The organism is Mycobacterium spongiae, from assembly GCF_018278905.1.
GTDB lineage: Bacteria > Actinomycetota > Actinomycetes > Mycobacteriales > Mycobacteriaceae > Mycobacterium > Mycobacterium spongiae.
On record NZ_CP046600.1, the window covers coordinates 4,896,440 to 4,922,844 of the forward strand.

General features: G+C 65.5%; 23 protein-coding genes and 1 pseudogene. 9 read left to right on the forward strand and 15 right to left on the reverse strand.

Going from position 1 to position 26,405, the window contains the following annotated elements; translation table 11 throughout:
- Window positions 1-293 precede the first annotated feature (293 nt).
- Together ygfZ and F6B93_RS19610 are read left to right on the forward strand one after the other, a co-directional pair.
- Window positions 294-1,412: a CAF17-like 4Fe-4S cluster assembly/insertion protein YgfZ gene (gene ygfZ / locus F6B93_RS19605; RefSeq protein WP_211696563.1), complete on the forward strand. Its 1,119-nt coding sequence runs from the start codon at window positions 294-296 to the stop codon at window positions 1,410-1,412.
- Window positions 1,413-1,561: 149 nt separating this feature from the next.
- Complete coding sequence (locus tag F6B93_RS19610; protein WP_211696564.1) at window positions 1,562-1,747, forward strand: DUF3073 domain-containing protein; 186 nt, start codon at window positions 1,562-1,564, stop codon at window positions 1,745-1,747.
- An 85-nt stretch (window positions 1,748-1,832) separates the two neighbouring features.
- Here the strand turns inward: F6B93_RS19610 and purM are convergent, their stop codons facing one another.
- From purM to F6B93_RS19625, 3 genes are all read right to left on the reverse strand, one after another.
- Entirely contained in the window at window positions 1,833-2,927 is a 1,095-nt protein-coding gene (purM, locus tag F6B93_RS19615) for a phosphoribosylformylglycinamidine cyclo-ligase (RefSeq protein WP_211696565.1), read from the reverse strand.
- A 116-nt stretch (window positions 2,928-3,043) separates the two neighbouring features.
- Window positions 3,044-4,570: an amidophosphoribosyltransferase gene (gene purF / locus F6B93_RS19620; RefSeq protein WP_211696566.1), complete on the reverse strand. Its 1,527-nt coding sequence runs from the start codon at window positions 4,568-4,570 to the stop codon at window positions 3,044-3,046.
- Window positions 4,571-4,716: 146 nt separating this feature from the next.
- The gene (locus F6B93_RS19625; protein WP_211696567.1) at window positions 4,717-5,112 is read right to left on the reverse strand and encodes a sterol carrier family protein; all 396 of its coding nucleotides are present in this window, start codon (window positions 5,110-5,112) and stop codon (window positions 4,717-4,719) included.
- A 65-nt stretch (window positions 5,113-5,177) separates the two neighbouring features.
- On the opposite strand from F6B93_RS19625, the gene F6B93_RS19630 reads away from it, so the two are divergent.
- Together F6B93_RS19630 and F6B93_RS19635 are read left to right on the forward strand one after the other, a co-directional pair.
- On the forward strand, window positions 5,178-5,687 hold the full coding sequence (locus F6B93_RS19630) for a hypothetical protein (protein WP_211696568.1): 510 nt from the start codon (window positions 5,178-5,180) through the stop codon (window positions 5,685-5,687).
- A gap of 322 nt (window positions 5,688-6,009) precedes the next feature.
- Window positions 6,010-7,608 (forward strand): stealth family protein, encoded by a 1,599-nt coding sequence (locus tag F6B93_RS19635; protein ID WP_211696569.1) that lies wholly within the window; start codon window positions 6,010-6,012, stop codon window positions 7,606-7,608.
- Here F6B93_RS19635 and cpdA read toward each other — a convergent pair.
- From cpdA to F6B93_RS19665, 6 genes are all read right to left on the reverse strand, one after another.
- Complete coding sequence (cpdA, locus tag F6B93_RS19640; protein WP_211696570.1) at window positions 7,553-8,509, reverse strand: 3',5'-cyclic adenosine monophosphate phosphodiesterase CpdA; 957 nt, start codon at window positions 8,507-8,509, stop codon at window positions 7,553-7,555. The two genes, F6B93_RS19635 and cpdA, sit on opposite strands and share 56 nt — an antisense overlap.
- A gap of 187 nt (window positions 8,510-8,696) precedes the next feature.
- Window positions 8,697-9,968 carry a zinc-dependent alcohol dehydrogenase gene (locus F6B93_RS19645; RefSeq protein WP_211696571.1) on the reverse strand — a complete coding sequence of 424 codons (1,272 nt, stop codon included), beginning with the start codon at window positions 9,966-9,968 and terminating at the stop codon, window positions 8,697-8,699.
- A 59-nt stretch (window positions 9,969-10,027) separates the two neighbouring features.
- A complete protein-coding gene (locus tag F6B93_RS19650) occupies window positions 10,028-11,473 on the reverse strand; it encodes an SRPBCC family protein (protein ID WP_246540878.1) in 1,446 nt (481 codons plus the stop codon).
- The gene (locus F6B93_RS19655; RefSeq protein WP_211696572.1) at window positions 11,470-12,483 is read right to left on the reverse strand and encodes an alpha-ketoacid dehydrogenase subunit beta; all 1,014 of its coding nucleotides are present in this window, start codon (window positions 12,481-12,483) and stop codon (window positions 11,470-11,472) included. Before F6B93_RS19655 ends, F6B93_RS19650 begins: the two co-directional genes overlap by 4 nt.
- Window positions 12,480-13,550: a thiamine pyrophosphate-dependent dehydrogenase E1 component subunit alpha gene (locus F6B93_RS19660; protein WP_211696573.1), complete on the reverse strand. Its 1,071-nt coding sequence runs from the start codon at window positions 13,548-13,550 to the stop codon at window positions 12,480-12,482. Before F6B93_RS19660 ends, F6B93_RS19655 begins: the two co-directional genes overlap by 4 nt.
- 414 nt (window positions 13,551-13,964) lie before the next feature.
- Window positions 13,965-14,858, reverse strand: a complete 894-nt coding sequence (locus F6B93_RS19665) for a LysR family transcriptional regulator (RefSeq protein WP_211699620.1) — start codon at window positions 14,856-14,858, stop codon at window positions 13,965-13,967.
- A gap of 92 nt (window positions 14,859-14,950) precedes the next feature.
- On the opposite strand from F6B93_RS19665, the gene F6B93_RS19670 reads away from it, so the two are divergent.
- A complete protein-coding gene (locus F6B93_RS19670) occupies window positions 14,951-15,925 on the forward strand; it encodes an EamA family transporter (RefSeq protein WP_211696574.1) in 975 nt (324 codons plus the stop codon).
- A gap of 63 nt (window positions 15,926-15,988) precedes the next feature.
- On the opposite strand, the gene F6B93_RS19675 is transcribed toward F6B93_RS19670, so the two are convergent.
- The 3 genes from F6B93_RS19675 to purL form a co-directional block, all read right to left on the reverse strand.
- Entirely contained in the window at window positions 15,989-18,274 is a 2,286-nt protein-coding gene (locus F6B93_RS19675) for an arylsulfatase (RefSeq protein WP_211696575.1), read from the reverse strand.
- A 289-nt stretch (window positions 18,275-18,563) separates the two neighbouring features.
- Entirely contained in the window at window positions 18,564-19,199 is a 636-nt protein-coding gene (locus tag F6B93_RS19680) for an Rv0804 family intramembrane glutamic endopeptidase (RefSeq protein ID WP_211699622.1), read from the reverse strand.
- The gene (purL, locus tag F6B93_RS19685; RefSeq protein ID WP_425518472.1) at window positions 19,196-21,499 is read right to left on the reverse strand and encodes a phosphoribosylformylglycinamidine synthase subunit PurL; all 2,304 of its coding nucleotides are present in this window, start codon (window positions 21,497-21,499) and stop codon (window positions 19,196-19,198) included. Before purL ends, F6B93_RS19680 begins: the two co-directional genes overlap by 4 nt.
- Window positions 21,500-21,576: 77 nt before the next feature.
- Between purL and F6B93_RS19690 the strand changes: the two genes are divergently transcribed.
- The gene (locus F6B93_RS19690) at window positions 21,577-22,233 is read left to right on the forward strand and encodes an acetyl-/succinyl-CoA transferase (protein WP_211696576.1); all 657 of its coding nucleotides are present in this window, start codon (window positions 21,577-21,579) and stop codon (window positions 22,231-22,233) included.
- Here the strand turns inward: F6B93_RS19690 and F6B93_RS19695 are convergent.
- Both F6B93_RS19695 and F6B93_RS19700 read right to left on the reverse strand, forming a co-directional pair.
- Entirely contained in the window at window positions 22,227-22,574 is a 348-nt protein-coding gene (locus tag F6B93_RS19695; RefSeq protein ID WP_211696577.1) for a VOC family protein, read from the reverse strand. The two genes, F6B93_RS19690 and F6B93_RS19695, sit on opposite strands and share 7 nt — an antisense overlap.
- 28 nt (window positions 22,575-22,602) lie before the next feature.
- Window positions 22,603-23,889, reverse strand: coding sequence for a M18 family aminopeptidase (locus tag F6B93_RS19700; protein WP_211699623.1), 1,287 nt, complete (start codon window positions 23,887-23,889; stop codon window positions 22,603-22,605).
- Between the two features lie 43 nt (window positions 23,890-23,932).
- Here F6B93_RS19700 and F6B93_RS19705 point away from each other — a divergent pair, with 43 nt between their 5' ends.
- Window positions 23,933-24,994, forward strand: a complete 1,062-nt coding sequence (locus tag F6B93_RS19705) for a Dyp-type peroxidase (RefSeq protein ID WP_211696578.1) — start codon at window positions 23,933-23,935, stop codon at window positions 24,992-24,994.
- Complete coding sequence (locus F6B93_RS19710; RefSeq protein ID WP_211696579.1) at window positions 24,991-25,788, forward strand: family 1 encapsulin nanocompartment shell protein; 798 nt, start codon at window positions 24,991-24,993, stop codon at window positions 25,786-25,788. Before F6B93_RS19705 ends, F6B93_RS19710 begins: the two co-directional genes overlap by 4 nt.
- Here F6B93_RS19710 and F6B93_RS19715 read toward each other — a convergent pair.
- A complete protein-coding gene (locus F6B93_RS19715) occupies window positions 25,778-26,155 on the reverse strand; it encodes a DUF4345 domain-containing protein (protein WP_211696580.1) in 378 nt (125 codons plus the stop codon). The genes F6B93_RS19710 and F6B93_RS19715 overlap by 11 nt on opposite strands.
- 102 nt (window positions 26,156-26,257) lie before the next feature.
- Here F6B93_RS19715 and F6B93_RS19720 point away from each other — a divergent pair.
- Window positions 26,258-26,338: pseudogene (locus F6B93_RS19720) on the forward strand (cupin domain-containing protein); the annotation flags it as partial.
- Window positions 26,339-26,405: the final 67 nt, after the last annotated feature.

A 26,405-nucleotide genomic window follows, 5' to 3' on the forward strand; every position in this document is an offset into this window, starting at 1 on the left:
CCCCCAGGACTCTAGTGGCGATCGCAAGGCTGGCGATGCCGGGCGCCAGCGCGGCATTGCCGGGCGCAGCGGGTCGCCACCCGACAACCCCGTGGCGATCGCAAGGCTGGCGATGCCGGGCGCCAGCGCGGCATTGCCGGGCGCAGCGGGTCGCCACCCGACAACCCCGTGGCGATCGCAAGGCTGGCGATGCCGGGCGCCAGCGCGGCATTGCCGGGCGCAGCGGGTCGCCACCCGACAACCCCGTGGCGCTGGCGGCACACTCGTCGGGGTCGACTCCGTAGAGTTGTCGTGTGAGCGCAGTCCTTGCCCCAGATTCCGGACCGGACGCAGGCGCAATCTGGCATCACGGCGATCCGCTGGGTGAACAGCGCGCGGCCGAAACCGATGCCGTTGTGGTGGACCGGTCCCACCGTTGCGTGCTCACCCTGACCGGCAGCGATCGACAGACCTGGCTGCACAACATTTCCACACAACACGTCAGCGATCTTCCCGAGGGCGCGAGCACCCAGAACCTGAGCCTTGATGGGCAGGGCCGGGTCGAAGATCACTGGATACAGTCCGAGCTGGGTGGCACGACGTATCTCGACACCGAGCCGTGGCGCGGTGTGCCGCTGCTGAACTACCTACGCAAGATGGTCTTTTGGTCGGAGGTCACTCCCGAGCCGGCTGATATGGCGGTGTTGTCACTGGTGGGGCCGCGATTGGCAGACCAGTCGATGCTCGGCGTGCTGGGTCTGGATGCACTGCCTGCCGACTCGATGGCCGTGCCGATCCCTGCGCGCGACGGCTTTGTGCGCCGGATGCCGGCGGGTGGGGCCGACCACATCGAGCTCGATCTGGTGGTCCCTAGCGGCGATTCGGCCGATTGGCAGGCTGCCCTGGGACGAGCGGGCGTGCGCCCAGCCGGACTGTGGGCCTACGAAGCTCATCGAGTCACTCACCGAGTGCCGGCCCGACGCCCGCGACTGGGCGTCGACACCGACGAACGCACGATTCCCCACGAAGTCGGATGGATTGGCGACCCCGGCGAGGGTGCCGTCCACCTGGAAAAGGGCTGCTATCGCGGGCAAGAAACGGTTGCGCGGGTGCACAATCTGGGCAAGCCGCCGCGGATGCTGGTGCTGTTGCACCTCGATGGCTCCACGGAGCGGCCGTCCACAGGTGACGTGGTGTTGGCCGGCGGCCGCACGGTCGGACGACTCGGAACGGTGGTCGAGCACGTGGACCTGGGACCGGTGGCACTGGCCTTGCTCAAGCGGGGTGTGCCGGCTGACACCGAGCTGGTCGTGGGTCCAGACGCCGAAGTCGCCCAAGTCGCCGCCGTAATCGACGCCGAGTCCCTACCGCCCGCGTACGAGGTGGGCGCCGGTCGGCAGGCCGTTGACCGGCTACGAAGCGGCAACCGCTGACTTCCAGCGAAGGGCGCGGGCGGCCGGCAGGGCGCACCAACACCCGACCGCGCGGCACGGTAAACTGTCGGCAGGACACTACTGACACCAAGAGATCGGAGCCGCCTACGTGTTAGGCCGCTCCGTTATTTTCGCGAGGGGGTTCCCCCATGGGCCGCGGCCGGGCTAAGGCAAAGCAGACCAAGGTTGCACGAGAACTGAAATACAGCTCCCCGCAGACCGACTTCCAGCGGCTTCAGCGCGAGCTGTCGGGTACAGGTCCCGGCGACTCCGACGAGTTGGACGGTGACACCTCCGACCCGTCCCCGAACCGCGAGGACGACTGGCGTCCCTAGAAACCCACCGCGGCCGTGCGTTGCGGCGCGATAGGCCCGCAAGCACTTCGCAGGCACGGTAGCCGCTTCCGGTGAGGCCGGGCTCTTAGAATCTCGGGTGCAGCCCAACCAGTTTGGCGCGTGGGCCCTCTTTGCCGCCTTTACACACGGTTCCCAGGACCCAACAGTCCAGGTGTCGTGCGGTCAGGATTGCCAAGGCGCGGTCGGTGTCTTCGGGAGCAACGACGGCAACCATGCCGACGCCCATATTGAACGTCTTTTCCATTTCCGCGCGATTGACGCGGCCGCGCTGGGCGATCATGGAAAACACCGGCGCGGGCGTCCAGGTACCGCGGTCGATCTCGGCGACCAGGCCATGAGGAATGACCCGCTGCAAGTTGCCGGCCAACCCGCCGCCGGTGACGTGGCAAAACGTACGGACCTGGGTTTCGGCCGTCAGCGCCAGACAGTCTTTGGCGTAGATCCGTGTGGGCTCCAGCAACTCTTCGCCCAGCGTGCGACCGAACTCCTCCACGTAACCTGCGAGGTTCATCCGGTCGATCTCCAGCAACACCTTGCGGACCAGCGAGTACCCGTTGGAGTGCAGACCAGAGGAGCCCATCGCGATGATGACGTCGCCGGGTTTGACGCGTTCGGGCCCCAGCACGTCGTCCGCCTCGACGACACCGACGCCCGTAGCGGAGATGTCGTAGTGGTCGGGCTCGATCAGACCGGGGTGCTCCGCGGTTTCACCGCCCAGCAGGGCGCAGCCCGCGCGGGCGCAGCCTTCGGCGATGCCGGCGACGATCGCGTTGAGCCGTTCCGGCACGATCCGGCCGACGGCGATGTAATCCAGGAGGAACAGCGGCTCCGCCCCGCAAACGACCAGATCGTCAACCACCATCGCGACCAGGTCGAGGCCGACGGTGTCGTGCTTATCCATTGCCTGCGCGACCGCGAGTTTGGTCCCGACGCCGTCACTGGATGCGGCCAGCAGCGGTTCGCGGTAATCGCTTCGCAGCGCGAACAATCCAGCGAAGCCGCCCAAGCCACCGCGCACCTCCGGTCGGGTGGCCTTCGACACGAGCGGCTTGAACAGGTCGATAGCCCGGTCACCGGCTTCGATGTCGACCCCGGCCGACGCGTAGGTGATGCCCCGACTACCTGGGCCTTTCCCGGGGCTCTTCGCGAGATCTGTCATCGCGATAAAGGCTACCGGGCGGGACGCACGGCCGGTATCACCAACCGGTGCAGTCATACCGAGCACCTAAGAGAGCCGCCGGCCAAGAAGCGCGTCCGGTGCAGGCGGGTACCTCGTCAGCCCCTGATCGGGACTTCATCGGCCGCGAGATCGCCCAGGGTGGCCCCGCGTGCCGTTGTGGCAAGCATGTGCTCGATGACGTTCTTGCCCAGCGCGGTCTCACTGGGCAGCTCGATCGGATACGTGCCATCGAAGCAGGCGGCACACAGCCTCGTCACCGGTTGCTCGGTAGCGGCGATCAAACCGCGTAGCGAGAGGTACCCGAGGGTGTCGGCATTAATGGCGTGGCGCACCGCCTCCAGCATCTCGCCCTCGTCCTCAACGGCGTTGGCGATCAACTCGGCGGGCGACGGGAAATCGATGCCGTAGAAGCACGGCCACTTCACCGGCGGCGACGCAATGCGCACGTGCACCTCCACCGCACCGGCTTCGCGCAACATTCGCACCAGGGCGCGCTGAGTATTGCCTCGCACGATCGAGTCGTCGACCACGATGAGTCGCTTGCCGCGGATCACCTCTTTGAGCGGGTTCAGCTTCAACCGGATCCCGAGCTGACGGATGGTTTGCGACGGCTGGATGAACGTACGCCCGACGTAGGCGTTCTTCATCAGGCCCTGCCCGTAGGTGATGCCGGACTCCTGGGCGTATCCGACCGCGACCGGCGTGCCGGATTCGGGCACGCCGATCACCAAGTCGGCGTCGACCGCGCATTCCCGGGCCAGGCGGCGACCGATCTCCAGCCGGGTTGCGTGCACCGACCGACCGGCGATGGTGCTGTCGGGGCGGGCCAGGTAGACGTATTCGAACACGCAGCCCTTGGGTGTGGGGTTGGCGAAGCGCGTGGACCGCACGCCGTCGGCGTCGATCGCCAGCAACTCCCCCGGTTCGATGTCACGGACGAACGAGGCACCGACGATGTCCAGGGCAGCGGTTTCGGAGGCCACCACCCAGCCCCGGTCCAGCCGTCCCAGCGACAGCGGCCGCACTCCATACGGGTCGCGGCACGCATACAGTGTGTTTTCGTCCATGAACGTCAGGCAGAACGCGCCGCGCACGGTTGGCAGCAGATCCACCGCCGCTTGCTCCAAGGTGGAATCGGCGGCACCGTGCGCCAGCAGCGCGCCCAGAATGTCCGAGTCCGTCGTCGCCGGTGCCGGGCAGCGGGTGCCGATCAACCCGGCTTCGCGGGCGCGCGCGGCGAGCGCGCCGGTATTCACCAGATTCCCGTTGTGCCCCAACGCAACCCCGGTGCCGGCGGCGGTGTTGCGGAACACTGGCTGGGCGTTTTCCCACGTCGTGTCACCGGTGGTCGAGTAGCGGCAGTGCCCGATGGCGACATGGCCACGCATGGCGCCCAAGGTCTGTTCGTCGAAAACCTGGCTGACGAGCCCGAGGTCTTTGAAAACCAGCACCTGAGAGCCATCGGCGACTGCGATCCCCGCGGCCTCCTGGCCGCGATGCTGCAACGCGTAGAGGCCGTAGTACGTGAGCTTGGCGACTTCTTCACCCGGGGCCCAGACCCCGAATACGCCACATTCTTCTCGAGGAGAATTCAGGTCTTGTTCGGGCTGCTGAGCGGTCACGGTGTGGCGGCTCCCTGGGGCGCGGTTGGTGACGTATACGGAGTCTACGACCACAACCGCCCCGCCACCCAATCCTCCTCGCGTGTTGCATTTCAGCAAACTGTCTGAGCGTTGCCTCAGTGCATTAAAAACGCAGCTCGGCCAGCCTAAAGCTCAGCGAGGACAACGAGCGGCAGCCAACCGTCGATTTCTGCGGCCCGCGGGCCGGACAGGCTCAGGGCGCCGCTGGCCTCCGCCTCGGCCAGCCGCAACAGCCCGGTGGCCACCAGCAACCAGGTCCGCGGATCGGTTTCCACGACGTTGGGCGGTGTGCCACGAGTGTGCCGCGGACCGGGAACGCATTGCACCGCGGCAAATGGTGGGATCCGGACCTCGACACTGGCGCCGGGGGCCAGCCCAGCGAGCGTGCGCACCGTGAGCCGGACCGCAGCCGCCAGCGCGTCGCGGTCCGGCACCGGATGCGTCTCATCCCGCAACCAATCGGCAACGGCCAACACGGCTTGCCGAGTCTTTGCCGGATCGGCACCATGACGCGCTGCCATACCCCCAGGATCTCAAGAAGCGATCCCTGCAGGGCCGGTGCCCCTTCGGAGCTAGCATGTGCACGATGGGAAGCGCCAAGAGCGCTCGAGTCTCCCCGCTCGAGGTCTTCGTCGTACTCCTGGTCATCGGAATTGGTGTCGCCCTGGTCTGGATTCCCGGCCAGGATGTGATCCCGGCCTGGCGCGCGAAGCTCGGCTGGGGCGTGGTGGGGACGTTCACCGCCGAACGTAAACCATGCCAGGTAGATCCGAACAGATTCCGGACCACAAACACGAGGGACAAGTACGGGCAGCCCAAGAAAACGTGCCACCTCAGCGGGTCGTGGGTCGCCGCGGACGGCAGCAGGCGTCGAGACGACGTGCGGATCCACAACGGACCTAAAGAGCTGGCGCTAGGCGGTACGACGGAGGCGTGGGACACCGGTGACCGCCTCGGCGTCTATGCCAGGGGCGGGTTCAACTACCTTTGGCAAACGGTGCTTTTTGTTATCGGGGTCGTGATCCTGACGGCGATGGGAATCGCGGTTTTCCGCGAAGTGCGGAGCAAACGGGCAGGCCCCAAACCGGAGGCCTGACCGAGGTCAGGTCTAGCCGAGCTCGACGGCGGCCCGGCACCGCGGCGCCCGCCAGGAAGCCCGCGGCCCGCCGCAACTTAACACCGTGTGGCGCAGCCGCAACGGAAACATTGCCAGTAGATGTCCAGCCGGCGCGCTAATCCCTTTGACTTACAATGACTTACAATGGTGTGTCGGGCTGACGGGTCTGACGAAAGTCTTGGCCGTGCCGGCACGACGTCAACCCGGGTTGATGTCCATGAAGATTCTCTCTCCTGCAGCGGCGCCCGGACTGTGACATCCTCACGGTCCCGGGTTGCCGTCGAACTAAGGCGGTGTCCCCATGCCGAAGAGCTACTCGCGCGGTGGGGGTCGACCCGCGCAGCGCGTCCCTACCCCCATCATCGTCACCAGACGGGGCAAGATCGCGCGCCTGGAATCGGGCCTCACGCCCTATGAGGCCCAGATCGAAGATCTGGTGTTTCTGCGAAAGCTACTGAACCGTGCCAACATTCCCTTCCTGCTGATCCGCAACCACAAGGGTCGGCCCATTCTCGCTGTCGATATCGAACAGCGGCCCGTGGTCGAGCGCAACCTGACGGCCGCGTGTGCGACAGAACCGATGTACGCCAAGACCCTTGATGAGAAAGGGCTTTCCCCGGTCCTGCTGGCCAATGGCCAACTCTCGCAGTCGGCCGATCCCCGCATTGTGCGGTTGTATCGCCGAAGGATCGCTCCGGGCGGATTTCGCTACGGTCCCGCGTTCGGCGTCGAGCTGCAATTCTGGGCCTTCGAGGAGACCCTGATCCACTGCCCGGTGGAAAACTCCCTCACCCGCAAAGTGCTACCGCGGAACGAGATATCGCCGACAACGGTCAAGCTGTACGGCTACAAATGGCCGACGTTTGCGGGGATGTTCACACCGCATGCCAGCGACGTGACGTTCGACATCGATCTGGTGTTCTCCTGGGTCGACGGCAGTGATCCGGAATTTCAGGCGCGTCGTGCCGCGCAGATGTCGGGGTACGTGGTGGGTGAGGGCGACGACGCCGAAGCGCGGATCCGGCAGATTGACGAGTTGAAATACGCTCTGCGGTCAGTAAATATGTTTGCTCCGTGGATTCGCCGCATCTTCATTGCGACCGATTCCACCCCACCGCCCTGGCTGGCCGAGCATCCGACGATCACCATTGTTCCTGCCGAGGATCACTTTTCGGATCGGGCGGCGCTGCCGACCTACAACTCGCACGCGGTGGAGAGCCAGCTACACCACATCCCAGGACTGAGCGAGCATTTCCTGTACTCCAATGACGACATGTTTTTCGGCCGGCCGCTGAAGGCCAGTATGTTTTTCTCCCCGGGAGGTGTCACCAAGTTCATCGAGGCCAAGACCCGGATCGGGCTCGGCGCCAACGATCCCATGCGCAGTGGCTTTGAGAATGCGGCCCGAGTGAACCGCCAGCTGCTCTTCGAGCGCTTCGGGCAGTACATCACCCGCCACCTCGAGCACACGGCGGTTCCCCTCCGCAAGAGCGTGCTGACCGAGATGGAGCGGGAATTCCCCGAGGAATTCGCTCGCACCCAGGCCAGCGCATTCCGCTCGGGCACCGATATCTCGGTAACAAACTCCTTCTACCACTACTACGCGCTGATGACCGGACGCGCCGTTCAGCAGGAAAAGGCCAAGGTCCGCTACGTGGACACCACCAGCTATTCGGGTCTTGATCTGCTTCCCGAACTGCGGAAACGACGCGGTTACGACTTCTTCTGCCTCAACGACGGCAGCTTTCCCGAAGTCCCCGCGACCGAGCGCACCGAACGGGTTATCAGCTTCCTGGAGCGGTACTTCCCTATTCCCGCTCCCTGGGAGCGAGTCGCAGCCGACGTCAGTCCATCCGAGGTTGCGGTGCCGATGACGCCAGCACCATCGCAGGGTGGGTAAACAGCGAATCACGCTGCGAGGGCTCGATAAAGATCCCACTCTCAGTGATCTGCCGCTTGGCTTGTGCCGGGGAAACGAAGGTACCCACCGTGTGGCCCCCGCCCAGCGGAATCACGGAGTGCACAATGGTGTCCGGATAGACGTGCACCAGGTTGCAGCCCTGGGCACCGTCTCGGCCCCGCGTTCCTCCGACGGCAACCGTGAGGTCTTGGGTGTAGCAGGTGGCGGAAGCGACCGACACCGGAATCCCGACGAAGGTCGCGGTGGTCGAGTAGTGCAGATGCCCGGCGAGGATGGCGCGAACGTCGCTACCCCGCAGCACCCGACCCAGGCGGGCCTGGTCGCGCAATTCGACCGTGACGGCCAGGTCCAAGACACTGGGAATCGGCGGGTGATGGAGCGCCAGAATGGTGCCGTGTGGCGTGGAGGTCTCTAATTCTTCAGCAAGCCAACCCAATTGGGAGTCGCTGAGTTCGCCGTAGTGATGCCCCGGCACCGAGGTATCCAGGACGATGATGCGCAGGCCGTCGATCATGCAGACCCGGTCCAGCGGCGCCATCGACGGGGCCTCGTCGAGCAACGACGTGCGCAATTCGGCCCGGTCGTCGTGATTGCCCATCACCCAGACCAGTTGAGCGCCCAGCTCCTTGGCAACGGGCTCGACCATGCCGCGGAGTTTGCGATACGCCTCCGGTTCGCCGGTGTCGGCCAAATCGCCGGTGAAGATGATCGCGTCGGGGCGCAATCCGGTGTGTTGCAGCTGGTCAAGCAGCTCGCCCAGGGTGCCATCGGCGTCCACGGCGCCGTAGAGCGACCCATCCCCGCCGATGAGGTGGGTGTCGCTGATGTGCAGAAGAATGTAATCCGGCCGCGGGTGTTCCGCGGCCCTAAGTCTGTGCACCTGAGGTGCCAACCCCCTCGGTCGAGTGGTCGTTGCGTACGGGCAACGTGTCAATTGTAGCCGCACTGTGCGGCGGTCTCGGACTTGTCGCGCTGCCGCAGCGAGCCGAACGTGTTGTCAGCCAGCCGGATCTATTCAGGATCCTCGATGAGGCCGGCTGCGGTGGCGCCAACTCGGGTTGCTCGAATCAGGACACCAGCGCAAGGTCGGGATTGGGCCGAAGCCCGACCCGGACCGCTTGGGCCGCCGGCCCGTTGGATGCGGTCTGGAAGGCGCGCTTCCAGTCACCGAGCTCGTAGGTGTGGGTGACCATGCCGTCGACCGGGTAGGAGGGGTCTGCGAGCCACTCGAGCACCTGCTCGTACGTGTGCCGCCCGCCCAGAGCAGGTTCTGGCCCGGCGTCGGTGGTGCCCTGGACGGTGATCTCTCGCTTCCATACCATCGACCAGTTCATTTTCTGCTCGCCGGCGGCGCCCGCGAGTACCACCATGCCCTTGGGGCGCACCATGTGCAGCGATATGTCGATGGTCTCCGGTGCGCCGATGGTGTCGATGACCAGGTCAACACCCTGCTCGAGGATCGGGATGCTGGGTGATCCCGGTGTCGCGGTGGGATGGAGCAAGCGTCCCCCATCGTGTTCGGCCAGTGTCGTCACCGCGGCGGGCCCGGCCGGCAGGACACGATCGGCGCCCACCTTCCGTGCCCATTCGCTACCGAATTCTCCCGGACTCACCACGGAGATGTTGAGCTCCGGGTACAGGCGGCGCAGCGCGGCCGTGGTGAGCAGGCCGATGGCTCCGGGACCGATGATGACGGCACGTTCTCCCTTGCCGCTCCAGTGCAGCACGCTGTGCAGGCCGATCGAGGCTGGCTCGGTCAGCGCGGCACGTGCCGACGGCAGGTCCCCGATGGGGTACAGCTGGGACTCGTGCGCGACGGCATATTCGGCAAAGCCTCCGCCGTGCGCACGACAGAAGCCTAGGGAAACCGCCGCGCAGCCGGTTACACCGGGCTGGTCAAAACGCTCGCACACGTTCGGCCTGCCGGACGCGCAGCTGCGGCACGGCGGGTCAAAGCCGCGCTGCGCGCAGCTCATGACGATGTCCACCGCGACCCGGTCGCCTTCGGTCACCCGACTGACCCCGGGCCCGACCTCGTCGACGACGGCGACGAACTCGTGGCCGGGGATCTGCTTGGTCTCCGGGTAGTAGGCGGACAACACCGGCGAGATCTTCGCGTGAACGAGGCCAACATCGGACCCGCAGATCAATGACAGCTCGGGGCGTAGTCGGACCCATCCGGGCGCCGAAGGCAGCCTGGGGGTGGGCTCGTCATGCAGCATGCGCATAATTCCGCCCGAACTCCAGCCGGCACTCTTGCCGCGGCCGCGGGGAAGCTTTTGCGCGGCAGCGGTGTACAGATAGCGGGGTATGGCGATGTCGGCGAGAACGGCCCTCATTGGGGTGACCTTCCTTGGAGCTGGCGAGCAGCGGTGATGGAGTCGTGGCGGGTGGATGCTCAGATCGCGATGGGCGGTTTCTCGGCCTCCGCTGCGAGGCCCCGGGCGAGCTCTTTGAGCATGGACGAGGTGGCTTTGCCCGCAGCGGGCATAGCCGAACAGAACTGGGCCTCCCACGTGATTTTCGTTCCTGCGCCCATGGTCGGCTCCAGGGTGACGAACCCGTGGAAAAACCTGATACCGGGTGCGCCGACCGCGGTGTACTCGAGGCGGTAGGCGCGTTCCGCGGCGACGATGGTCTCGGTTACGCCGAGTCCCAGCGGACCGCCGCTGAGCTTGCGAACGGTCCCCGCTTCCTCGCCGTCGACGGCTCGGCTGAGCACCTCCGAGCGGGCGTATCGTGACCAGCTCGCCATGTTCTCGTGGTCGACGAGAACATCCCAGACCTGCTGTGGCGGTGCCGCCGACAGTGCTTCGGCCTGCGACCGAATGACAGGCGCCTGTCGGGGCACGAAACCCAGCTCGAGGAGGTTGGCCGGGTTGACCCGGCGTTTGACACCGGCCTTGGCGTGGTAGAGCAGCTCGATGGAGAAGCCCATCGGGTCATTGACGTAGCAGGCGTACCACAGCTTCTTGAGCAGGGTGGGTTTCGTGGAATTGGGCCTGATGTTTGCTTCGATACAGCGGCTGACCATCGTTTCTTGCTCGGGCAGGGAGCGAAAACCGAGCGCGACATTGAGCAATCCGTAGTCGCTGATCTGATAGCTCCTTGGCCACGGTTTTCCCCGTGGTTCGCTGTAATGCACGACCTCGATGAAGATGTCGTGGGCACGCAGCAGGAAGGACTCGCGAGCCGAACCCGCCAGCCCCCATAGGCGTTCGTGTTCGGGAGTGTGCAGCACGACATCGTGTTCCTCGGGCAGCCCGAGCACCTCGATCCACGTGTGCCGGGCCTGTTCGAGGTCGGGTACCGATACGGTGACGAACCGCGTGGCCACCGGGACGTGGTGCGGACGTGCACGCTGGTCGGCGGCTCTCGGGTCGTCCTCCATGATTTCCAGCAGCACGCCGTCGGGATCACGCACGCATACTCGGCGCATGCCGGCGGGGCCAATCGGCTCCGACAGCAGGTCGACGCGGCGGCGGGCGAGGCGCTCGAGGGTGGCGTCGAAATCCGTAACGTGGATTCCAACCATCGAGTAGCCGATGTCGCAGGGGCGCCAGTCGGCGGGCACCGGCTCAGGTGTGGGCTTGCTGAACTGGAAAAGCTCGATCTGGAAGAAGTCCTGCTGGTCCATCAGCCACCAGCAGACGCTGGTGGCGTCCGGAACTCCCTGCACGTCGGCCGATCCCAGCGAGGGAATGAAGGCGTAGGTTCCACCGGATTCCTGGTAGCCGAAGATGTCGCGGTACCACCGTTGCGAATGCTGGACGTCGCGCACGCTGATGGCGATCTGGTTCAGCGGCGGCTCCCTGCGGGTGTTCGTCGTGCTTGTCGGCATCATTCGAGGGACTTGGCGGCGGCGGTGATGCGCTCGGCGTTGGGTAGGGCGGCGTACTCGAGATGGGGCGCGAAGGGGATGGTGCGCTCGACAGCGACCCGCGCGTACTTCGCCGGTGTGCCGGCTTCGAGCAGGAGCGCCGCGACTTCACCGGTGAGCCCGCCGCGCAGGTAGTCCTCGTCGACGACGACGACGCGGCCAGCCTTGGTCGCCTGCGTCAAGATCGCCTCACGATCTAGCGGGAAGACGCTGCGCAGGTCTAACACGCTCGCCTCGACGCCGTCCGCGGCCAACGACTCGGCCGCCTCCAAACAGCGGTGCACCCCGACACCGACACTGACCAACGCGACGTCGGAGCCACTCCGTCGCAGCACGGCCTGCCCGAACGGAGCCGGCTGAATCGGCGTCGACACCTCACCCTGCGCCCCGTCGGCCGGGACGACGCCGCTGAAGTCGACGGTGTCGCGGCTGTCGCCGCCGAGGAAGTCCAGCATCTGCTCGGACAGCAGCTGGTGCTCGAGGAACACCACGAAGCCGTCGTCTTGCACAGCCGAAAGCATGAACCCGGCGGCATCGGCTGGTGTCGACGGGCAGACGACCGTGGTGTTCGGGTAAGCGGCGAGCTGACCCCAGAAGGTCTGCTCGTGCTGGCCGCCGTCGGAATACCAGCCACCGCAGCCTGCCCGGATTACGAGTGGGATCTCCCACCGGCCGCCGGAGAAGTCCTTGAACTTCGAGATGCCGTTGACGATTCCCGCCCAACCGACTGCGGCGAAGTCGATCATGGTGAACTCGACGACCGGTTTCAGACCACCCATGGCGGCGCCGATGCCGGCATACAAGAATGCGGACTCGCTGATCGGGGTGTCGCGCACCCGCTCCGGCCCGAACCGCCCCAGGAGCTCGCGACGGATCAACATGACATCCTCGCCCCAGGTCACGACCCGCGGGTCGGCCGCCATCGCCTGACCCAACGCGTAGTCGATCGCCTCGCCGTAGCGCATCACCGTCATCGTGCACCCCCTGAACTGACGCCGAATGTTCGCCGAGTGCCGATCGCGGCTTTGGCGGTCTCGATCGCCTCCGCGATCTCCCGTCCTTCACTCGTTTCGATCTGGGCGGCGGCGTGTTGGCCCACCCGCCGGCGGCCACGCCGCAGCGGATCCAATCGTGACCGCAGCTTCCAATCCCGGGCGGCCCGAACACCCCGCTTGGTGAGCAGGTTCAACGCGGCCGCACGCGGACCGAGGGTGGCGCCCTCGGGGGAAAGCACCGCGTCTTTCATGCCCGGACCCCACACCTGCGCTTGGCGTCCCGGGTTTGTCAGCAGACGGACCAGCGGATCACCTTCGAAGTGCCCCCCAGGACGGTGGCAGGTCACATACAGGAAACCGGGTCCTTTCCCCGCACGGGCTCGGGCGATCAGCTCACCGGCCGCGGCATAGACGCTCTCGACGCGGCTACCGTTGGCTCGCGCGACCTTCAACCCGAATCCGCGGGCTCGGTCGATCGGGGTGCCGCCGGTAACGTCGCTGGAGTACGTCGTGATGGACCACTTGTTGTCCTTGCACACAAAGATCACCGGCAGTCGCCACGCGACAGCCATGTTGTACGACTCCATCAACATGCCTTGGTTCATGGCTGCCTCGCCGTGGAAGGCGATCGCCACCCTGCCTGGACGCAGCATCGTGTTGGCGACCGCGTTGCCGACCGCCAGCGGGCCCGCTGCTCCCACCATGCCGTCCGCGGCGGCGCGCAGTTCGGGATCCATCACGTGCATGTGCCCGGCCATTCCACGGTTCATGCCATTCTCGGAGCCGAGGAGCTCCAGCATCAGCGACAACGGGTCCACGCCCCTGCCGACCATCGGAGCGGTGTTGCGGTGATCCAGCGCGAGCGCATCGCGTCCGTCAAGATGCATCAACACGCCCGCGTTGATCGCCTCCTCGCCGATCCCCGAGTGGTACTCCCCGGGGACAAGGCCGTCGACCCAGGCCTGCACCAGGGCTTCCTCGACCAGGCGCATCCGCACCATCATGCGGTAGGCGGCCGCCGGTTCGAATCCGGAGTGTGACCCCATGCGCGCTCCTCTCTCGCTAGGTAGTGAAGGTGAGTGAGATCACGCCCTCGATGTGGAGCCAATCTTCGCCGCGTTTCTCGCGCTCCTCGAGAGGAGGGTAGCGGCTCTTTTTCCACGGCGGCGCTGGTCTCTCAACGGCTTAGTCCGGCGTCTTCGAGAGAGTAGGAGGGGCTCGTATCCGAGGTTTTCGCACTGGTAGACCTCTCTGGAGCGTGGTGAAAAGGGTGGCGATGAGGTCTACGTCTAGGGCTCTGGCTATTTGCTAGCGGCTTTCGGGCATCGTGAATTCGATCGGTTGGCTCGGCAGCTCAATCCGGCTTGCTTGCGCTGTGTGACCGAGAAGAGATCCCCACGTTTGGGTCGGGCCGGTGAGCGGCGCGCGATCGTCGGGATATTCGTGTCAGATCGCCGGCCTCAGCGTGCGTCGAAGCCCTTCGCCAGCGCGGTGCGGAACGCCACGACCGCGGGGTGTGCTGTTCGCGATGTGCGGGTCAACGTGAACAATTGCCGTTTCGGCGAACCAGTCAACGGCGCAAGCCGCACCCGCCGCATTCGATCTTTCCCAAGCAGCGCGGGCAGGATAGAAACCGCCAGCCCCGCCTCCACCATCTGAAGATGCACCAGCAGATCGACCCCTTCGAAACGCACATCCGGTTCGAAACCGGCACTACGACAAACACTCCGCGCCCAGCGGCCAGGCGCCGTAGGCTCCGGATCCAGTGCCCAGGACGCATACTCCAGCTCAGACAGCGTCAGCGCGTCGCTGAAGGGACCTGTCCTTGGCATCGCGAGAAACATCTCGTCACATCTGAGGTCAACGCGATCCAGACTCGGGTTGGGCGGCAGCAGCCCACCGGGATACTCCTCCGCTAACACCACGTCAAAAGTGCCGGCCAACAGTCCGGAGACCGCCTCATCAGCCTCGCGCTGCGCGACTTCGACTCGCAAATCAGGGTAGTCACGCGACAGCGCATCAAGCACCTCGGGCAACAGCGACAGCAGCAACGTCTGAAAGGCCGCGACCCGCAGCCGACCAGCCACCCGCCCTTGGCTGGCTGCCAGCAGCGCCTCCGCGCGCTCGAGAGAGGCGATGGCCAGCCGGGTGTGCTCAACGAGCGCCTCGCCCGCATCGGTCAGCCGCACACCACGGCCGACAGGTTCGGTCAGGGCCATCCCACATTCACGTTCAAGCTGCGCCAGCTGCTGTGAGACGGCCGACGGACTGTAGGACAGCGCCTTAGCTACCGCAGCCAATGTGCCCCGCCGCTGCAGTTCGTGCAGGACGACCACCCGCTGCAAATTCAGCATCCCCGCCCCCTCGATACTCGCCATATTTACTTACTAGTTTAGATCAGAATCATTCGCTGGATTGTTCAATCGGGGACTGACACTCTCGAAGCATGGCGCCATCTCGTACACCGTCGGCCGTTCTCATGATCGTGGGTTCGTGCATTTCACTACAGCTGGGCTCCGCAATAGCGACGCCGCTGCTGGCTCACTTCGGTGCTGGACTCATCACCAGCCTGCGGCTGCTCCTTGCCGCCGCCATACTGATGACAGTCCATCGGCCCCGCGTGTTCGGATGGGACCACCGACAGTGGACATCGGCAGTGCTGTTCGCGGTGGCATTCGCGGGCATGAACGGTTTCTTCTTCGCCGCGATTGCCCGCATTCCACTCGGCGTCGCCGTCACCATCGAGTTCGCCGGGCCGCTCGTGCTCGCGGCGGCACTCTCGCGTCGACAGCGCGATCTGGGCTGTGTGGTGGTGGCCGCAGCCGCCATCGTGGCCCTGAGCTGGGACAGCGCGAAATCCGCGGTGCACCCCGACCTACTCGGGGTGGTGTTTGCGCTCATCGCGGCGTGTTTCTGGGCGTTCTATATCTTGGCCGGCAAGTACGCCACTGGGCAGCTGTCCGGCCAGGGCGTCCTGCCCATCAGCATGTTCATCGGCGCCATCGCGGTGCTCCCATTCGGGGTGCCCGCATTGCCCGCACTAGCCGGGGAGCCAGAGAAGCTGTTCCCTCTGTTGGGTGTGGCGGTGCTGTCGTCGATGCTTCCGTACTCGCTGGAATTCGCCGCGATGCGCCGCTTGAGCGCCCAAACGTTCGGCGTCCTGCTCAGCCTCGAACCCGTGGTCGCCGGCCTGGCGGGCTGGCTGGTGCTGCATCAGGATCTTGGCTGGCTGCGCGCGCTGGCCATGCTTGTCGTCGTCGCCGCATCGGTGACCTCTGCCCTCAGCCAGCCATCGGCCGCGTCTGAACCGGATAGCGGGACATTCGACTCAGACCCGGGGCCTAAGAACGCGGAACGCCGTGCGGCCCAGCATGGTTCGGAGCCGCGTACCAAGGCAAATCCGGTTTCGGTCAGTGTCTAGGAACGGTTGCCCGCGCCCGCAAACCTGTAGCAGTAGACCAAAGCTCATCGGCGTGCGATGGCGTCAGCGCAGCTGGATGGTCACCTCGCTGATAGTTCCGTTGAACGGGAACGTGCCGTGGTAAGTGTTGGCGGCCGGGGTACCGCTGTCCATGCCGATGTCGACGCCTTCGTCGCCGCTGAAGCCAAACGGGACGGTTTCGTTGAAACGCTCCTGACATACCACTGCGCCGTTGACAAGTAACTGGGCTAGCCCTCCCAAACCGAGACCACCACCGTCGTAGTCGAATTCGATCGCGATGGTTGACTCACCGGCGGCCAGTTGGGTCGACGCGGCGATGGTCGTGTACTTGGAGCCGAAGTAATTGTAGGTGAATTTCGGCAGACCGTCCTGAACGTACAGCGAGAGCCCTGCGAAATAGCCGCCAGCGGCGAGCAACACGCCCTGGGCTAGCTGGTCGCCGGGAGTCTCGATGTTCGCGGTGATCGAGTAGGACCGGTTGAGGGTCGCGCGAATTATGTCCTCGGGCATGCGAATCATCCCCTGGGACAGGGACATCGACGTTCGGTCTCCCCAGATCGTGGGCCGCGCCCCCAGCACTCGCATGGGCCCGCGGTCGTCAAGGGGAAATACGCAGTTCCTCTCGGCCTCGACATCGAACAACGCCTTGAGTTCGGCAAGCTTGTCGGGATGGTGTTCGGCCAAATCGACGGCCTGGCTGTAGTCGCTGGACAGGTCGTAAAGTTCCCAGCGGTCATCGGAGAACGCCGGTAGCTTTCCGGGCTTCCATTGAATCTTTCCGTGATAGGTGCAGGCAAACCAACCTTCGTGGTATAGCCCACGAATGCCTTGTATTTCAAAATACTGAGTCTGCCGGCGGCCGGTGGCCTGCCCGTCGTTGAAAGTGTAGAGCATGCTGATTCCGTCAAAGCGCTGTTGCTCAACGCCATTGACGACGGTCGGCGCCGGGATGCCCGTCGCCTCCAAGATGGTCGGTGCGATGTCGACAACGTGATGGAACTGACTACGTACCTGGCCTCCCTCGGTGATCCGATCGGGCCACGTGACGATCATCGGGTTCCGGGTGCCGCCAAAGTGGCTGGCGAATTTCTTGGTGAACTGAAATGGTGTGCAGGTGGCCCACGCAAAGCCCACGGGGTACTCGTTATTGGCCTTGGGGCCTCCGAAGTCGTCGAGATGGGACAACACGACGTCCGTCTGCTCCTGGAGTCCGTTGAGGGTCACCATCTCATTGAAAACGCCGTTGATTCCCCCCGCCGGCGCAGCGCCATTGTCACCGATGACATAGATGAAAAGAGTATTGTCCCATTCGCCAAGCTGCTTGAGCGCCGCCACGATTCGACCTATCTCATGGTCGGTGTGCGCGAGAAATCCGGCGTAGACTTCCATCAACCGTGCGGCGATGCGCTGACGATCCGCTGACACCGAATCCCACGGCGGAATGCTGTCGTGACGGCGGGTCAGCTGTGCGTCGTCGGGAATCACGCCCAACTTTTTTTGGCGAGCAAACGTCTCTTCGCGCAGCGCATCCCACCCTTGGTCAAACTGCCCCCGAAACGCGTCGCTCCACTCAGGGGCGACCTGATGGGGGGCATGGGTGGCGCCCGGAGCCCAGTAGGCAAAGAACGGACGGTCCGGTGCGATAGACCGCTGCTGGCGCACCCAGCTGATCATCCGATCGGCGAGGTCAGTGGTGAGGTGATAGTTTGTGGCCTCCTCGGGTCGTTCGATCGGCGCCGTGCCGTGGTAAAGGCCCGGGTTGTATTGGTGGGCTTCGCCGCCCATGAATCCATAGAACTCCTCGAATCCCATCCCGGTGGGCCACCGGTCAAATGGGCCCGCCGGGCTCACCTCCCACGCCGGGGTGTTGTGCCATTTCCCGAACGCTGCTGTGCTATAGCCGTTTTGCCGCAGTATCTCAGCGACAGTTGCCGCCGATCTCGGAATGATGCTGTTGTAGCCGTCGTATCCGGTTGCGAACTCGGTGATGACTCCGGTGTTGACCACGTGGTGATTGCGGCCAGTGAGCAGCGCGGCTCGTGTAGGCGAACACAGGGCCGTCGTGTGGAATCGGTTGTATCGAAGGCCTTCACTCGCCAACGCATCGCCGGTTGGTGAGGGAACTGGGCCGCCGAACGTCGCCGTGGCACCGAATCCCACATCGTCGAGCAATACAACGACCACGTTAGGGGCGCCATCAGGCGGTCGAATCGGCTCGATCCGCGGCATGACGCTTTCGCCAACGGTTGGCGCGACTTTTCCCCCGACGGGCGTATCCGGTAGCGGCAGCACCGTACGGTCGAAGTGTCTCTGCACCGGCTCGGTCATGAAGTTCTCCCGTCTGCGGCGGATCGATTCGCGCTGTGGATTACCCCGGGCAATGCCGGGATGACTTCTATCTGGCCCGCCTTTTCTAGCCGTGGTTGCGCGCGTTGAGGGACTGGATAGGTTGACGCGCAGCGCTTTCGAATTTCGACTGGCTGATCCTATCGAGGTAGTAATCGCGGGGTTGGGTGTTTGGGGGCGTCCACGTGAAATGAGAGTTGGTCAAGCGGTCGACCCGCTCAAAGATCCCCGGTGATGAGCAATTCCGCGAGTAGTGCGGCCGCGCTCATCATCAGCGTAATGAGCCTGTTCCACGACGCCAGCGTCGCTGAACGGTCAGCGCGGCCGCCGCACCGGCCTCGTTGATGGCCAGGTGTACCAGCATCGGTGCGGCCAGGCTGGCGGAACGGATGGCCAGCGCACCGAACAGCCAACCCGCGACGCCGGTGGCCAGCACAGCCACCACCGGTGGTTCGCCCGTGGAGCGTGCGTCGGCGACGTGGGAGAGGCCGAACGCGCCGGCCTGGAGCAGCTGCCCGCCAACCGGACCGAAGGCCCGGGTTCCGGCGGTGGCCAACGCTCCGCGAAATGCGGCCTCTTCGGCCCACACGGTGCCCAGCGGTATGTGCAGTCCCAGCCAGGACGACACCGACGCGGGCAGCTCGCGCGCGGACATCGACAGCCGCACCACCGGCACCGGTGTCGTTGCCGCAATCGCCGTCGCCGCCACCGCTCCCGCCGCCGAGCCCAGGCGCAAGCCCGCCCACAACCGTGGTGGCCGCAGACCCAGCGGCGCGCGCGTAATCAGGACCAGCACGCCAGCCACGCCGGCCTGCAGCGGTGCCCGCCACGGCGCGGGCAGCCGGGGGCTGGCGAAGCTCCAGCCGACCAGGCCGGCGGCCAGCCCTACCGCCTGAATCCGGCTTATCCGAAGAATCGTGGCAGCACCGCCTCAGAGGTCGCGCGCAATTCCGCCAGCGATACCGTGAAGAGGCCTTGCACCTCTAACGCATCCGACGCCTGGTCAACGACGCCAATCCGGATGGCGGGCAGTCCCCTCGCCTCGCACATCGAACGGAACCGGCTCTCCTCAGTACGGGGAACCGCGACCAGCGCCCGGCCGGCCGACTCCGAAAACAGCGTCACAAAGGGGTCTAGTGCGGGTTCTTCGGGAAGCACGATGCGGCAACCAGTCTCGCCGGCCAGTGCGGCTTCCACCACGGCCGCAGCCAGCCCGCCTTCGGACAGGTCGTGTGCCGCGGTCACCAACCCATCGCGCGATGCCGAACGCAGCACATCGGCCAGCAGCTTTTCGCGCGCCAGATCGACCGTGGGCGGCAGCCCGCCAAGATGGTCAGCCGTCACCTGCGCCCACACGGAGCCGTCGAACTCGTCGCGGGTGTCGCCCAGCAGCATCAGGGTTTCCCCGGGTTCGCTGCCCAGACCTGTCGGGATGCGCCGATGCACGTCATCGATCACGCCGAGCACCCCGACCACCGGCGTGGGCAGGATCGCCGCAGACCCGGTCTGGTTGTAGAAGCTGACGTTGCCGCCGGTCACCGGAATGCCGAGGGCCACGCAGCCCTCGGCCAGTCCGCGCACAGCCTGGGCGAACTGCCACATGACGCCGGGGTCTTCGGGTGATCCGAAGTTGAGGCAGTTGGTCACCGCGACTGGGGTGGCACCGGTGACGGCAACGTTGCGGTACGCCTCGGCCAATGCCAGCTGGGCACCGATGTAGGGATCGAGCGCGGTGTAGCGGCCGGACGCGTCGGTCGACAGCGCAATACCGCGGCCCGTCGTTTCGTCGATGCGCACGACGGCGCCGTCGGCGTGCTCGGCCAATACCGTGTTGCCCCGCACGTATCGGTCGTACTGCTCGGTGATGAACGCGCGGCTACATAAGTGCGGACTACCCAGCAGCGCAAGCAAAGTCGCCCGCAGTTCGTCGCCGGTGGCCGGCCGCGGCAATCCCGACGAACGGTCGGCGTTGAGGGCGTCCTGGGATTCGGGTCGCGCGACTGGGCGCTGGTACACCGGGCCCTCGTGGGCGACGGTGCGTGGCGGCACGTCGACGACGGTCTCACCATGCCACGTGATCCGCAGCCGGTCGCCATCGGTGACTTCACCGATCACAGTGGCCAAAACGTCCCATTTGCGGCACACCGCCAGAAAAGCTTCTACGTTCTCGGGCGCCACCACCGCACACATCCGCTCCTGTGATTCGCTGCAGAGCACCTCGGCAGGCGTCATCTCCTTGGCGCGCAGCGGAACGGTATCGAGTTGGATTGCCATTCCGCCGTCCCCGGCTGACGCTAACTCCGATGTGGCACAGGACAACCCAGCTCCCCCGAGGTCCTGGATCCCGATGACCAGGCCACCGGCATAGAGCTCGAGGCAGCATTCGATGAGCACCTTTTCCGTGAAGGGGTCACCGACCTGAACCGATGGTAGCTTCTTGCGCGCCGCGCCCGCGTCGGCTTCTCCGCCAAAGGTTTCCGACGCCAGCACCGACACACCGCCGATGCCGTCCAGGCCCGTCCGCGCGCCGAACAGGATGATCTTGTTGCCCACACCCGACGCGAACGCCAAGTGCAAGTCTTCCTGGCGCAAGACGCCGACACAGAGTGCGTTGACCAAGGGGTTGCCCGCATAGCACGCGTCGAAGACGGTCTCACCACCGATATTGGGCAAGCCCAGCGAATTGCCGTAACCGCCGATACCGCGGACCACGCCGTCGAGCACGCGGCGAGTGTCGGGGGCGTCGGCCGCCCCGAACCGAAGCTGGTCCATCACGGCGATCGGTCGCGCACCCATGGCCATGATGTCGCGGACAATGCCGCCGACACCCGTCGCGGCGCCCTGGTACGGCTCGACGTAGGACGGGTGGTTGTGCGATTCCACCTTGAACGTCACGGCCCAACCGTCGCCGATATCGACGACCCCGGCGTTCTCGCCGATCCCGGCCAGCATCGCGGTTCGCATCTCGTCCGTAGTGGTCTCGCCGAAGTAGCGCAGGTGCACCTTGGAGGACTTGTACGAACAGTGTTCGCTCCACATCACCGAGTACATCGCCAGCTCGGTATCCGTCGGCCGACGCCCAAGGATTTCGCGAATCCGCTGGTACTCGTCGTCTTTGAGGCCTAGCTCGGCAAAGGGTTGCGGTTCGTCGCCGGTGGTTGCGGCATGGTCGACAGTGTCGATTGTGTGAGTGAGCCCAGACGTCACGCAGATAGTCTAGGTCCACCCGTCGTTGAGCTGACTTCGCACACAGCGGCCCGGAGACTAGGGCTCAAAATAGAACCATGTCTCGTCACTGGCCGCTGTTCGACCTGCGGATCACCACCGCGCGCCTGCAGCTGCGACTGCCCACCGAGGAACTGTGCGACGAGCTGATCGACACCATCTTGAATGGAGTTCACGAACCCGATCGGATGCCGTTCGCGGTCCCGTGGACGCGAGCGCCCCGCGCTCAGCTCCCGTTCAACACCCTGTCGTACATCTGGCGGCAGCTCGCCCGGTTCACCCCGCAAGACTGGGAGCTGCCGTTGGCCGTCGTGGTCGGCGGGAAGGCGGTCGGCGTGCAGGCCCTGATCGCCAAGAACTTCCCGGTCACGCGCGAGGTCGACACCGGATCGTGGCTCGGGATGGGTTACCAAGGGCGCGGCTATGGCACCGAGATGCGTGCCGCAGCATTGCATTTCGCGTTTTCTGACCTCGGCGCCCAGCTGGCCACGTCGGCATCGTTTACCGACAATCCGGCCTCTATCGCGGTGTCGCGGCGCCTCGGTTACGAAGACGATGGTGTAGACCGAGTGCCGCGCGACGGAGTCATGGCGGAACAGGCGCGGTTCCGGCTCACCCGCGAGCAGTGGCGGCGCCACCGCGCCGCCGAGGTCCAGGTGGACGGTTTCGACGGTTGCCGAGCACTCTTCGGCCTTACCGACCCGCCCGGTTACTGACCCCCGACGCAGAACACGTTGCCGTCGGGATCCGCTAGCACCACCCAGCGGAAGGCGTCGCCGAACTTTTGCCTGTCGAGCTCGGTTGCCCCGGCTGCGGTCAGCCGCGATACTTCGGCGTCCACGTCGGCGGCACCGAAGTCGAGGTGCAGGCGATTCTTTCCGGGCGTGGGGTCGGACACCCGCTGGAATGCGAGCCGGGGACCGTCGGCCAAGTTCACGGTAATGAACTCTCCGGGAGCCAGCGCGTGGCTCGTACCACCGAATTGCTCAGCCCACCAGCTGGCGAGCTTCTCAGGATCGACGCAGTCGAAGGTGACCATTTCTACGGTGAGTGCCATAGCCACAAACGCTATGCCTCGGGAAAGCTCACCCGCAAAGAAACGCGTGCAGTGCTGCCGAATAGGCGGCCACGTCGTGAGCTCCCATCAGTTCCCGCGCCGAGTGCATCGCCAATTGGGGGGCACCGACGTCGACTGTCGGAATTCCCGTGCGCGCGGACGCCATCGGCCCGATCGTCGACCCGCACGGCAGATCAGCCCGGTGTTCGTACCGCTGCAACGAAACCCCGGCCTGCCGGCAGGCCAGCTCGAACGCGGCCGCGGTGCGTCCGTCGGTGGCATACCGCAGATTCGGGTGCACCTTCAGCACCGGTCCCGCGTTGACCTCGATCCGATGGCCGGGCTCGTGCCGATCCGGGTAGTTGGGGTGGGTGGCATGTGCCATGTCGGCGGAGGCCAGCAGCGACACAGGCAGGCGCCGCAGGTGGTCCTCCCGGCCCGCGCCCGCGGCGAGGGTGATGCGTTCCAGCACCGTGGTCAGCAGGTTCGACTGCGCGCCGTGATCCGACGTCGAGCCGACCTCCTCGTGGTCGAAGAGCGCCAGCACCGGCACGGCCTGACCAGCGCCGGGCTCGGCCGCCAGCAGCGCCTCCATCCCGGCATAGCAGCTGGCCAGGTTGTCCAACCGGGGAGCACTCAGCAGACTCGCGTCCGCCCCAATCACCGCCGACGGAGTCAGATCATGGGTCATGAGATCGGCCGCCAGCACGTCGGCCGCCGCCACGTCGGCGCGCTGGGCCACATAGGCAAGGAAGGAACCGGCTTGGTCGCCGCTACCCCACACCGCGTTGACGTGTTGTTGCGGGTCCAGCGTGAGGGACTTGCGGTCCTCGGCGAGATGGATGGCCAGCTGCGGAACCCGCAGGATCGGATCATCGATCCGGACCAGCCGGTGGGAGACCGCAGTGCCATCCGCGCCGTCGCGCACCGACAATCGTCCGCTGATGCCGAGGTCACGGTCCAGCCACGAGTTCAGCCACGCGCCCCCGTAGGGCTGCAGCGCCACCACCCGCCAACCGGCGACCAGCCGGTCCGGGTGCTGTTTGACCCGCAAGTTCGGGCTATCGGTGTGCGCGCCAACGATCCGGAACGGGGCGTGCGGGTTTGGCGCCCCCTGATGGTCCCCGCCGCGCCACGCTACGAGGGAGCCGGCGCGGACGGTGAAATATCGACCCGGTCGGTCCGGCCAGCGGTCGGCTTCGCGCAGCTCGGTGTACCCGACGTCGAGGAGCCGCTGCGCGACCGTGGCGCAGGCGTGGAACGGAGACGGAGAAGCGTCGATGAAGTCGCATAGACCTGCGGCGCCCGCCGACATGCTGGTTTCGCGTTGCTGCTGCCCGCCGGACATGGTCACCATCATGGCTGCCGGCGCCGCCGCGACTACCGCTAGGGTCAGCTGCGTGCCTGAAATTCAGCCGCAACCCGTTCTCGCGCCGTTGACATCGGCCGCGATCTTCCTCGTGGCCACGATCGACGGCGGTGGCGAAGCCACGGTGCACGATGCGCTACCGGATCTTTCGGGCCTGGTGCGCGCAATCGGTTTCCGTGACCCAAGCAAGAGGTTGTCGTTGGTTGCCTCGATTGGTTCCGAGGCCTGGGACCGGCTGTTTTCGGGTCCGCGGCCCGCGGAGCTGCATCCGTTCGCCGAACTCAAAGGCCCCCGCCACACCGCACCCGCCACTCCCGGGGACCTGTTGTTCCACATTCGGGCCGAGGCGCTCGACGTGTGCTTCGAGCTCGCCGGACGCATCCTCAAATCAATGGCGGGCGCGGTCACGGTCGTCGACGAAGTGCACGGCTTCCAGTTCTTCGACAATCGCGATCTGCTCGGGTTCGTCGACGGTACCGAAAACCCAACCGGACCAACCGCTGTCGATGCCGTCACGATCAGCGCGGAGGATCCAGACTTCGCGGGTTCCTGCTACGTGCACGTGCAGAAGTACCTGCACGACATGGCGTCATGGGATTCGCTGTCGGCCACTGAGCAAGAACGCGTTATCGGCCGCACCAAGCTCGAGGACATCGAACTCTCCGACGGCGTGAAACCCTCCAACTCGCACGTCGCGCTCAATGTCATCACCGACGCCGACGGCACCGAACGTAAGATCATCCGGCGCAACATGCCGTTCGGCACCGTCGGCACGGACGAATACGGCACGTACTTCATTGGCTATTCGCGCTCGCCCGAAGTCACCGAGCACATGTTGCGCAACATGTTCCTGGGCGATCCGCCGGGCAACACCGATCGGATTCTGGACTTCTCGACCGCAAAGACCGGCGGACTGTTCTTTTGCCCCACGATCGACTTCCTCGACGCTCCCCCGCCGCTGCCCCAAGCCCAGGCCTCAGCTCCCACAGCGGCACCCACCACCGACGACGGATCACTCTCGATCGGCAGCCTGAAAGGAACCTCCCGATGAACAATCTCTACCGTGATTTAGCACCGGTCACCGAAGCCGCTTGGGCCGAAATCGAATTGGAGGCTACCCGGACATTCAAGCGTCACATCGCCGGGCGCCGAGTGGTCGACGTCAGCGATCCCAACGGCCCGGTCACCGCGGCGGTCAGCACTGGCCGGCTGATCGACGTCACGGCACCGACCGACGGGGTAGTTGCCCACCTTCGGGCGAGCAAACCCCTTGTCCGGCTGCGAGTTCCGTTTACCCTGTCGCGTTCCGAGATCGACGACGTCGAGCGCGGATCCAACGACTCCGATTGGGACCCGGTCAAAGCGGCCGCCAAGAAGCTGGCGTTCGTCGAGGACCGAACGATCTTCGAAGGCTACGCCGCGGCGTCTATTGAGGGCATTCGTAGCGCCAGCTCAAACCCGCCGCTGACGCTGCCGGAGGACCCCCGTGACATTCCCGACGTGATCTCGCAAGCGCTGTCCGAGCTGCGGCTGGCCGGTGTCGACGGTCCGTACTCGGTGCTGCTGTGTGCCGAGGTGTACACGAAGGTCAGCGAGACATCCGACCACGGATATCCCATCCGCGAGCACCTGAACCGCCTGGTCGACGGAGACATCATCTGGGCACCCGCCATCGACGGCGCATTCGTGCTGACCACCCGCGGCGGCGACTTCGACCTGCACCTGGGCACCGACGTCTCGATCGGATACACCAGCCATGACGCCGACACCGTAGCGCTCTACCTGCAGGAAACGCTGACCTTCCTGTGCTACACCGCCGAGGCGTCGGTCGCGCTCAGCCCGTAGCTGCCACTGCGAAAAGCGCTGCCGCCGCGGCGCTCTCGACCAGCAAGTAGAACCAGTTGGGGTAGAACGCGGTCCGGGTATCCACCACCGCGGATACCAGGCGCCCAAACGCCATTCCGGCTATCGCCGCCCCAACGGCGATCAGAATGCCGCACCGCACATCCCCGGAATGCACCGCCGCGAACCCCAGCACAGCGGCGATCGCGAGACCGAACCCGCCATACACGGCCCGGACCTCCGACCGCGACTCGGCCCCGCCGAGCGTGATGTTGAATGGCCGCACCAGCGCGGCCGGCGCGGCCAGTCCGTACACGCCCATGCCCACAAAGAACACCGCGATCATCCAGACCACCACCGTGCCGACCATGCTTGACAGAGTAGTCCCCAGCGGGCGGCCCGCGCCGACACCGCCACGTGCTCAGGCTGGTCACTGTGCGTCGGCGCGACCTCGGATGGGTTCCACCCCGAACACACACTCGCGGAAGTCGTTATCGCACGCAGCAGCCAGGAGGCCATCGTGGTCAACCTGCCGGAGCCCTATCCCCTATAGATCGCGGCCAACGACGATGCACGTGCACCACCACAGGCGGGGCATGCTTCGAGGAACGGGATGGCAT

Coding starts and splice junctions, on each gene's coding strand:
- F6B93_RS19675 (WP_211696575.1), bottom strand. CDS start 18,274: ATGACCGAGCCGGTGCAGAGACACTTCGACCGTACGGTGCTGCCGCTA.
- F6B93_RS19690 (WP_211696576.1), top strand. CDS start 21,577: ATGTCTCGTCACTGGCCGCTGTTCGACCTGCGGATCACCACCGCGCGC.
- F6B93_RS19625 (WP_211696567.1), bottom strand. CDS start 5,112: ATGGCAGCGCGTCATGGTGCCGATCCGGCAAAGACTCGGCAAGCCGTG.
- F6B93_RS19705 (WP_211696578.1), top strand. CDS start 23,933: ATGGCTGCCGGCGCCGCCGCGACTACCGCTAGGGTCAGCTGCGTGCCT.
- F6B93_RS19635 (WP_211696569.1), top strand. CDS start 6,010: ATGCCGAAGAGCTACTCGCGCGGTGGGGGTCGACCCGCGCAGCGCGTC.
- F6B93_RS19670 (WP_211696574.1), top strand. CDS start 14,951: ATGGCGCCATCTCGTACACCGTCGGCCGTTCTCATGATCGTGGGTTCG.
- purM (WP_211696565.1), bottom strand. CDS start 2,927: ATGACAGATCTCGCGAAGAGCCCCGGGAAAGGCCCAGGTAGTCGGGGC.
- F6B93_RS19610 (WP_211696564.1), top strand. CDS start 1,562: ATGGGCCGCGGCCGGGCTAAGGCAAAGCAGACCAAGGTTGCACGAGAA.
- F6B93_RS19630 (WP_211696568.1), top strand. CDS start 5,178: ATGGGAAGCGCCAAGAGCGCTCGAGTCTCCCCGCTCGAGGTCTTCGTC.
- F6B93_RS19700 (WP_211699623.1), bottom strand. CDS start 23,889: ATGTCGGCGGGCGCCGCAGGTCTATGCGACTTCATCGACGCTTCTCCG.
- F6B93_RS19715 (WP_211696580.1), bottom strand. CDS start 26,155: ATGGTCGGCACGGTGGTGGTCTGGATGATCGCGGTGTTCTTTGTGGGC.
- F6B93_RS19655 (WP_211696572.1), bottom strand. CDS start 12,483: ATGACGGTGATGCGCTACGGCGAGGCGATCGACTACGCGTTGGGTCAG.
- F6B93_RS19710 (WP_211696579.1), top strand. CDS start 24,991: ATGAACAATCTCTACCGTGATTTAGCACCGGTCACCGAAGCCGCTTGG.
- F6B93_RS19660 (WP_211696573.1), bottom strand. CDS start 13,550: ATGGGGTCACACTCCGGATTCGAACCGGCGGCCGCCTACCGCATGATG.
- F6B93_RS19665 (WP_211699620.1), bottom strand. CDS start 14,858: ATGCTGAATTTGCAGCGGGTGGTCGTCCTGCACGAACTGCAGCGGCGG.
- F6B93_RS19650 (WP_246540878.1), bottom strand. CDS start 11,473: ATGATGCCGACAAGCACGACGAACACCCGCAGGGAGCCGCCGCTGAAC.
- F6B93_RS19695 (WP_211696577.1), bottom strand. CDS start 22,574: ATGGCACTCACCGTAGAAATGGTCACCTTCGACTGCGTCGATCCTGAG.
- F6B93_RS19645 (WP_211696571.1), bottom strand. CDS start 9,968: ATGAGGGCCGTTCTCGCCGACATCGCCATACCCCGCTATCTGTACACC.